Source organism: Streptacidiphilus carbonis (assembly GCF_000787775.1).
Classification (GTDB): domain Bacteria; phylum Actinomycetota; class Actinomycetes; order Streptomycetales; family Streptomycetaceae; genus Streptacidiphilus; species Streptacidiphilus carbonis.
In genome coordinates this window covers 196,439-203,647 of the sequence record NZ_BBPM01000007.1, presented here as the reverse complement: position 1 = coordinate 203,647, position 7,209 = coordinate 196,439, and the positions used below count along the sequence as shown (strand labels likewise).

General features: G+C 73.0%; 6 protein-coding genes. 1 reads left to right on the top strand and 5 read right to left on the bottom strand.

Going from position 1 to position 7,209, the window contains the following annotated elements; translation table 11 throughout:
* Nucleotides 1–113: 113 nt before the first annotated feature.
* Nucleotides 114–356, bottom strand: coding sequence for a DUF397 domain-containing protein (locus TR46_RS08230; RefSeq protein ID WP_042396077.1), 243 nt, complete (start codon nt 354–356; stop codon nt 114–116).
* Between the two features lie 455 nt (nt 357–811).
* Between TR46_RS08230 and TR46_RS08225 the strand changes: the two genes are divergently transcribed.
* Complete coding sequence (locus TR46_RS08225; protein WP_042396074.1) at nt 812–1,702, top strand: sirohydrochlorin chelatase; 891 nt, start codon at nt 812–814, stop codon at nt 1,700–1,702.
* 83 nt (nt 1,703–1,785) lie between these two features.
* Here the strand turns inward: TR46_RS08225 and TR46_RS08220 are convergent, their stop codons facing one another.
* The 4 genes from TR46_RS08220 to TR46_RS08205 form a co-directional block, all read right to left on the bottom strand.
* Entirely contained in the window at nt 1,786–2,811 is a 1,026-nt protein-coding gene (locus tag TR46_RS08220) for a LacI family DNA-binding transcriptional regulator (RefSeq protein WP_042396072.1), read from the bottom strand.
* Between the two features lie 54 nt (nt 2,812–2,865).
* Nucleotides 2,866–4,125: an MFS transporter gene (locus tag TR46_RS08215; protein WP_052432621.1), complete on the bottom strand. Its 1,260-nt coding sequence runs from the start codon at nt 4,123–4,125 to the stop codon at nt 2,866–2,868.
* A gap of 212 nt (nt 4,126–4,337) precedes the next feature.
* Nucleotides 4,338–5,435 (bottom strand): LacI family DNA-binding transcriptional regulator, encoded by a 1,098-nt coding sequence (locus TR46_RS08210; protein WP_052432620.1) that lies wholly within the window; start codon nt 5,433–5,435, stop codon nt 4,338–4,340.
* Between the two features lies 1 nt (nt 5,436).
* Nucleotides 5,437–7,182 (bottom strand): glycoside hydrolase family 13 protein, encoded by a 1,746-nt coding sequence (locus TR46_RS08205; protein WP_042396070.1) that lies wholly within the window; start codon nt 7,180–7,182, stop codon nt 5,437–5,439.
* Nucleotides 7,183–7,209 lie beyond the last annotated feature (27 nt).

The following is a 7,209-nucleotide window of genomic DNA, read 5'->3' as shown; positions in this document are numbered from 1 at the left end:
GGGGGGGGGGGAGGGGGGGGAGTGACCCCCCGCCACCGCCGCTCCGGGCGTCCACCGGTCCGCCCGGCCGGCCGTTCGGTCAGGTGTCCAGCAGGTCCTTCGGGGAGCCTCGCTCAGGCCGGCTCGGCGAGGTGGTCGAACTCGCCCTTCTTCATCCCGTCGATCAGCGCCGCAATCTCGGCCCGCGTGTAGATCAGGGCCGGCCCGTCCGGGAACCGCGAGTTGCGCACCGCCACATCCCCGTCCGCGAGCCGGGCCAACTCGACACAGTCACCCTGCGAATTGCTCAGACGGCTCTTCTGCCAGACCACACCCTCGATCTCCGTGGCGGCCATGCCGTTGTACATGCGAAGCATCGGTGTCTCCTGGTTGTACGAGCCGTGCAGGATGGGCCAGAGAGGCGCCTCACTGCACGTAATGATATCGCCAGTGCAGTTGCACGTGCAGCTGCTTATGCGCGTGCACGTGCGTTCACCACATGTGACAACTTCCGCTCCGCAATGTCGGGCTGACGGATCGAAAGGGACATTTGCCACCCGACTCGTCGCTCTCGGCTACGGTCGCACTGCAACGTGCCGTCGAGTCACTTTCAAGATCCACAGCGCGCAGCGCCCCGGTGACACACAGTCAGTAATCATGTGCGTCGCACAGCTATGTGACGCTGCTCACCGTGATCCGGTTGCACGCGACCGTCGGGCGGTGAATATATGTCCGTATTGATGATGATTCAGCGGGTATGGCCTCGCCGCTGAGTCGCAAAGAAGGGTGCCCGACTTCAGCAGTCCGCACAGATGACCTACGATCGTCCGACATGAGCTCTGCCGCCATCCCCAGCACACCGCTGCCCGTCCGCACGCCCGGCACCCGGGCACGCGGTCGGCACCGTCGGCCCGAACGCCACGAGATCCCCGCGGAGGCCCCCGCGCTGCTTCTGGCCGTACCTGCGGAGGCCACCCAGGCCACCCGGCAGATCGCCGACGAGTTGGTCTCGCTGATCCGGGCCGAGCAGTCCGGGATCGACGCCCGGGCCGCCTACCTGCCCTCCACCAGCACCGAAGCCGGCACCGAGCCCGGCGCCGGTACGGAGGGCGACTCCGCCGAGGCCCCGACGCTGGCCGCGCTGCTGAGCGCCGCCGCCGCGGAGGGCCGTCCGGCCCCGGTGGTCGTGCCGCTGCTTCCCGGTCCCTCCGACTCCTTCCGGTCCGCCGTGAGCGGCATCCCCGGCGAGGTCAGGGTCACCGACACGCTCGGACCGCACCCGCTGCTGGCCGAGGCGCTGCATGTGCGGCTGTCAGAGGCCGGGCTGGCCCGGGCCGACCGGGCCAGGCTGTTCGCGGTCAACACCTCCGCCGACGGCATCGTGCTCGCCACGGTCGGCGGGGCCGAGTCGCTGCAGCTCGCCGAGGTGACCGCGGTGCTGCTGGCCGCCCGGCTGGCCGTGCCCGTGGTGGCGGCCGCGCTGGACGAGCCCGGTTCGGTCACGGCGGCGGCCGCGCACCTGCGCGAGACCGGCTGCGCGCAGCCCGCGCTCGCGCCCTACCTCTTCGGCCCCGAGGTGGACCCGGACCTGCTCAAGTCCGTGCCGGCGGAGGCCGAGTGCCAGGCGTCGGAGCCGCTGGGGGCGTACCCGACGGTGGCCCGGCTGGTCCTCGGCCTGTACCTGACGGCACTGGGCATCGAGCTGGACCCCGACCTGGTCTGAGCGGGCGGAACCACACGGACGGCGGGGCCCGGCGCCCCGCCGTCCGCTGTGCTGTCTGCGCTGTGCTCTGCCGCGCCGAGCCGTCAGGCGCGCGGCCGGGCCGCGCCGGTGGAGCCGCGGACCACCAGCTCCGGCTGGAACACGAACTCGCCGCGCTGCGCCGGGTTGCCGCCGATCTCCTCCAGCAGCACGTTGACCGCCGCCGCGCCCATCGCCTCGACCGGCTGACGGATCGTCGTCAGCGGCGGGTCCGCGAAGGCGATCAGCGGGGAGTCGTCGAAACCGACCACCGACACGTCGCCCGGCACGCTCAACCCGCGCGAGCGCGCACCGCGGATCGCGCCGAACGCCATCAGGTCGCTGCCGCAGACGATCGCCGTGCAGCCCTTGTCGAGCAGCGCGCCGGCGGCCGCCTGGCCGCCCTCCACGCTGAACAGCGAGTGCTGGACCAGGTCGGACGACTCGGCGGCGGCCATGCCCAACTGGGTCCGCATGGCGTCGGCGAAGCCCTCCAGCTTGCGCTCCACCGGCACGAACCGGGCCGGACCCACCGCGAGACCGATCCGCTGGTGGCCCAGGCCGGCCAGGTGCTGCACCGCCATCTGCATCGCGGCCCGGTCGTCCGGGGAGATGAACGGGGCGGCGATCTTGGAGCTGTAGCCGTTGATCATGACGAAGGGCACGCCCTTGCCGGTCAGCCGGGCGTAGCGCTCGGTGTCGGCGCTGGTGTCGGCGTGCAGCCCGGAGATGAAGACGATGCCGGTCACCCCCCGCTCCACCAGCAGCTCCACCAGCTCGTCCTCGGTGGAGCCGCCGGGGGTCTGGGTGCAGAGCACCGGGGTGTAGCCGTAGCGGGTCAGCACCTGCTCGATGACCTGGGTGAAGGCCGGGAAGATCGGATTGCTCAACTCCGGGGTGATCAGCCCGATCAGACCCGCGCTGCGCTGGCGCAGCCGGGTCGGCCGCTCGTACCCCAGGACGTCGAGGGCGGCGATCACCGTCTGCCGGGTGGTGGCGGAGACCCCCGGCTTGCCGTTGAGCACCCGGGAGACGGTGGCCTCGCTCACCCCGGCCTGGGCGGCGATGTCCGCGAGCCGCGCTGTGTTCAAAGGGGTCCCCAGTCTTCGTCGAGCAGTCTTCGTCTGCTGTACACAGCAGGCACCTTATTGCACGTGGGCGGACGTCCCAACGGCTTCGGACGGTTCCGCATCGGCGCGGGCGTCCGCCGGCGGTCCGGCCAGGGCGCGGCCGCCCAGCAGGGCGATGAGCATCGCCAGGCCGCTCAGGGCCGGCTGGATGTGGAAGCCCGCACCCGGGCCCAGGTGCTGAACCGCCCAGCCGCCGGCCGCGGCCCCGAGTGAGACGCCGACCATCACCCCGGTGGTGGTCCAGCTGAAGCCCTCGGTCAACTGGTGCGCCGGGACCCGGTCGCGGACCAGGCCCATCGCCGTGACCAGGGTCGGCGCCGTGCAGAGGCCCGCCAGCAGGAGCCCGAGCGCCAGCTCCGGGAGGGTGCGGACGAGGGAGAGCAGCGACAGCATGCCGGTCATCAGCAGCAGGAACAGCGGCAGCTGCCGGGCCGGGCTGCCCTTCGGCCGCCACACCCCGAAGGCGATCCCGGAGAGCATGGACCCCAGCGCGTAGCAGGAGAGCACCAGGCTGGCGGCGGGCTTGTGGTGGTGCGCGTCGGCGAAGCCGATCACGGTGATCTCCATCAGCCCGAACACCGAGCCGACGGCCGCCAGCGTCGGCAGCAGCACCCGCAGCGCCGGGGTGCGCAGCGCGGAGCCGCCGGGGCCGGACGCGTCCTGCGGCCCGGCGCGCGGGGTCACCGGAGGCTCGGTGCGCCGCTGGGCGCAGAACAGCAGCACGCCCGCCAGCAGCAGGAGTTGCGCCGTCAGATAGCCCGCCGAAGGGAAGACGGAGGTGGCCAACGCGGTGGCGGCGATCGGGCCCAGCACGAAGCACAGCTCGTCGACCACGGTGTCCAGCGCGTAGGCGCTGTGCAGCAGTTCCTCGTTCCCCTGGTGCAGCACGGCCCAGCGGGCCCGGGACATGCTGCCGGTGTTGGGGGCCAGGCCGGTCATCGCGGCGGTGAGGAACAGCAGCCAGTGCGGGCCGCGGTAGTGCACGCACAGCAGTTCGGCGAAGCCGCCGGTGACGGTGGTCAGCACCGCGGGGACGGCGACCCTGGCCTGGCCCCAGCGGTCCGTCAGCCGGGCGATCTGCGGTCCCGCCACGGCGAGGACCACCAGCAGGGTGGCGGAGAGCGCGCCGGCCAGCTCGTAGGAACCGGCCGCGCCTGTGATCATGAAGACCGCCCCGACGCTGTACATCCCGATGGGGAACCTGGCCAGCAGCCCGGCCAGGACGAAGGGCACCGCCCCCGGCGCCTGCAGGGTGCGGCGATAGCTGGAGAACACAGTGCTCCTGACAGCGGCGGGACTTGGGTCCGCCCCAGTCTGGCCAGCGTGCCGCGGCGGAGCCACTGGTTATCCGGCCGCGGCCGCGCTCCGGATCCGGCGCCGACGCACGACGCGCCGCGCAGGTGCCCCGCGCACGCGCACGGCGCAGGACCGCACGGGGAGGCACCTCCCGTGCGGCCCTGCGCCGCTGTGCGGTCCCGCGCGACCCCTCAGACGCGCGGGCGGGCCGCCCCGGTGGAGCCCCGGACGACCAGCTCGGGCTGGAAGACGAACTCGGCGCGGTGCAGCGCGTTGCCGTTGATCTCCTCCAGCAGCGCGTCCACCGCGGCCGCGCCCATCGCCTCGACCGGCTGACGGATCGTCGTCAGCGGCGGGTCCGCGAAGGCGATCAGCGGGGAGTCGTCGAAACCGACCACCGAAACGTCGCCCGGCACGGTGAGGCCGTGCTGGCGGACCGCCCTGACGACGCCGAAGGCCATCAGGTCGCTGCCGCAGACCACCGCGGTGCAGCCGGCCTCCAGCAGCGCCGCGGCTGCCGCGTGGCCGCCCTCGACGCTGAACAGGGTGTGCTGGATCCGGGACTCGATGTCCTGGTCGGACTGGCCGAGGATGTCGCGGCAGGCCGCGGTGAAGCCCTCCAGCTTGCGCAGCACCGGGACGAACCGGCGCTGGCCCAGGGCCAGGCCGATCCGCTCGTGGCCGAGCTCGACCAGGTGCTGCACCGCCATCCGCATCGCGGCCCGGTCGTCCGGGGACACGAACGGCGCGGAGATCAGCTCGTTGTAGCCGTTGATCAGCACGAACGGCACGCCCCGGCCGGCCAGTCGGGCGTAGCGCTCCATGTCGGCTGTGGTGTCGGCGTGCAGTCCGGAGACGAACACGATGCCGGTGACCCCCCGCTCCACCAGCATGTCGACCAGTTCGTCCTCGGTCGAACCGCCGGGGGTCTGGGTGCACAGCAGCGGGGTGTAGCCGTAACGGGTCAGCACCTGCTCGATGACCTGGGCCAGCGCCGGGAAGATCGGGTTGTTGAGCTCGGGGGTGATCAGCCCGATCAGTCCGGCGCTGCGCTGCCGCAGCCGCACCGGGCGGTCGTAGCCGAGCACGTCCAGTGCGGCGAGCACCGACTGACGGGTCGTCGGGGAGACCCCGGCCCGGCCGTTGAAGACCCGGGAGACGGTCGCCTCGCTGACCCCCGCCTGGGCGGCGATGTCGGCGAGCCGGGCGGTCGGCGCAGCCGGGGTCCCGACCGGAGCGGGGGCTGCGGCCGGGGCCGGCTTGGGCGACGCCGCTGAGTGAGTGGGCATGTCAGACGGCCCACCAGACGGTGGTGTCGGCCGGCAGCACGAGCTCGTCGTCGACCACGGTGACCGGCTCCGAGGCCAGCAGCAGTCGGCCGGGAGCGGTCAGCCGCACCGCCTGGTCGCCGGTGTTGGCGAAGCAGGCGAACGCACCGTCGGGGCTGCTGCGGCGGAAGGCCAGCACCCCGGCCGGGGCGTCCAGCCACTCCACGCTGTCGCCGGTGCCCAGTGCCGGGTGCTCCCGACGGGCCGTCAGCGCGGCCCGGTACAGCTCCAGGGTGGAGCTGCGGTCGCGGGTCTGCGCCTCGACACTGAGCTTGGCCCACTCGGCGGGCTGCGGCAGCCAGCTGGGACCTCCGGAGACCGGGCCGAAGCCGTACGGGGCCTCGGTGCCGGACCAGGGCAGCGGGACCCGGCAGCCGTCGCGCATCCCCTCCTGCCCCTCGGCGCCGGTGCCCTTGGCCCGGGTGAAGGCCGGGTCCTGGCGGACCGCGTCGGGCAGGTCGAGGACCTCCGGCAGGCCCAACTCCTCGCCCTGGTAGAGGTACGCGGAGCCGGGCAGCGCCAGCATCAGCAGCGTCGCCGCCCGGGCGCGGCGCAGGTCCTGCTCGGCGTTCTCACCGGCGGCGGGCCCGGCCAGCCGGGTGAGGTGGCGGACCACGTCGTGGTTGGACAGCACCCAGGTGGCCGGGGCGCCGACCGGGCGCATCGCGTCCAGGGTCAGGTCGACCACCTCGCGCAGCGCTTCGGCGTCCCAGGCGGTGCCCAGGTACTGGAAGTTGAAGGCCTGGTGCAGCTCGTCCGGGCGCAGGTAGTTGGCGGTGCGCTGGACGGTTGGTGTCCAGGCCTCGGCGACGGCGATCCGGCGGGTCTCCGGGTCGGTGCCGTACTCGTCCAGGATGCGGCGCCAGTCGCGGTAGATCTCGTGCACGCCGTCCTGGTCGAAGAAGGGCAGCACGTCGTTGCCGAGCAGCCGCAGCTGGTCGTGGTGGCCGATGTCGGGCAGTCCGGCCGCCTTGACCAGGCCGTGGGCGACGTCGATGCGGAAGCCGTCGACGCCGAGGTCCAGCCAGAACCGCAGTACCGAGCGGAACTCGTCGGCGACGGCGGCGTTCTCCCAGTTGAGGTCGGGCTGCTCGGGGGCGAAGAGGTGCAGGTACCACTCCCCCGGGACGCCGTCACCGTCGGCGGTCCGGGTCCAGGCCGGGCCGCCGAAGATGGACTCCCAGTCGTTGGGCGGCAGTTCGCCGTCCGCACCGCGGCCCGAACGGAAGTGGAACCGCTCCCGCAGCGGGCTGCCCGGTCCCTCGCGCAGCGCCTGGCGGAACCAGGGGTGCTGGTCCGAGACGTGGTTGGGGACGATGTCCACGATCACGCGCAGGCCCAGCCCGTGGGCGTCCTCGACCATCCGTACGGCGTCGGCGAGGTCGCCGAACATCGGGTCGACCACCCGGTAGTCGGAGACGTCGTAGCCGGCGTCGGCCTGCGGGGAGGCGTAGAAGGGGGACAGCCACACCGCGTCGACGCCCAGGTCCCGCAGGTACGGCAGCCGGCTGCGGACGCCCTCCAGGTCGCCCATCCCGTCGCCGTCGGCGTCGGCGAAACTGCGCGGGTAGACCTGGTAGATCACCGCGTCGCGCCACCAGCCGGATCTGCGGCCGGAGTCGGCGGCAGAGGCGGTCGGGTCGGCGGAGGAGGTGCGGGGCGCAGCCCCTCCGTTGAGGGTGGCGGCGGGCGACGGGCGGGAGGCCATGGGATCCCTTGGGGCTCAGTGGACGGG